Here is a 1,404-nt window from a genome sequence, read left to right on the forward strand (position 1 = left end):
GTGGGCCAGCAGGCGCGCCAGGCGTTGGTGAGTCAGGCGCACGCCGTCGACTACGTCCATCGCTCCCACGCTGACCCGCAGCGGCAGGGTGTTGATGAACATGCCCAGCGCCCGCTCGGCGCCTTCGCCGCCCTGCAGGCGACCGAGCAGCACGGTGCCGAACACCACCTCCTCGCGGCCGGACAGCTGTGCCAGCACCTGGCCCCAGGCCTGGTGCACCAGGCTGGCGACGCTGATCCCCAGCGACCGGGCCTGCTGACGCAGGCGCAGGGCCAACGGCTCGTCCAGGCGTGTGCGATGGTCGAGCACGTGGCTGCCGTCGCCCACCGCCTCGCGCAGCCCGAACACTTCGGTCGGCTCATTGATATCCCCGAGCAGATCGCGGAACAGCGCCTCGTCGGCCTGTGGATTGGCGCGCAGGCGTGCCTGGGCCACATAGTTGCGGTACGGCACGCTGTCGCCCTCGGGCGGGCGCCCCAGCAGCGCATCACCGACCTCGGCCACCAACAACTCCATGGCGGCGTGGTCGAGGAGGATATGGTGCAGCAGCAGGGTCGCCTGCAGGCGCCCCTGTTCCACATGGCTGCTCAGGTGCATCAGCGGAGCGCGGCCCAGGTCCAGGCGCACGTTGTCCAGTGCCGGCTGGATATCCAGGCGCGCTTCACGCCAGACCACCTGCACCGCTTCGTCGAGCCCCTGCCAGTGCACGCTGGTGCGCAGGATGTCATGGCGGGCGATAACCTGGTTCAGCGCCGCGACGAATGCCTCCAGCTCGGCCTGGCCGGCGAAGGCGAAGCCCAGTTGCAGCACATAAGGATCGACCTCGGCGCTGGCCAGGTGGTGATAGAGAATGCCCTGCTGCAACGGCGCCAGGGCGTACAGGTCCTGGATATTGGCCGCGCCGCCGGGAATCCTCTGCACCAGGCTGTCGAGCGCGGCCTGCTCCAGGCGCGCCAGCGGCAGCATGTCGGTGGTGATGCGCGTGCAGCCCGCCGGGATCCGGTTGGCCGGTACCTCCAGCGTCGCCTCGCCCCCCACCGCCGCCGCCAGCGCCGCCAGGGTCGGCTGGCCGAACAGCACCCGCACATCCGCCGCCAGGCCCGCCTGGCGCAGGCGCGCGGTCAAGGTCACGGCCAGCAGCGAGTGGCCGCCCAGTTCGAAGAAGTTGTCGTGCCGCCCTACTTGCTCCACGCCCAGCAGCTCGCTCCAGATGCGTGCCAGCAGCTGTTCGGTGTCGCCTTCGGGCGCCTCGTACTGGCGCGCCGGCAGGTCCGGCTGCGGCAGCGCCTTGCGGTCCAGCTTGCCGTTGGGGGTCAGCGGCAAGGCGTCGAGCGCCATGAACAGCGCCGGCACCATGTACTCGGGCAGTTGCCCCAGCAGCGCCTCGCGCAGGGCCTCGGCGGG

At 70.8% G+C, this 1,404-nt stretch carries 1 protein-coding gene; it reads right to left on the minus strand.

Features of this window, described 5'->3' with window-relative positions:
* On the minus strand, positions 1-1,404 hold a 1,404-nt coding region (locus ABZO33_RS26800), incomplete at both ends, for a condensation domain-containing protein (protein WP_414538501.1).

This window comes from Pseudomonas sp. CAM1A, assembly GCF_047501685.1.
Lineage (GTDB): Bacteria > Pseudomonadota > Gammaproteobacteria > Pseudomonadales > Pseudomonadaceae > Aquipseudomonas.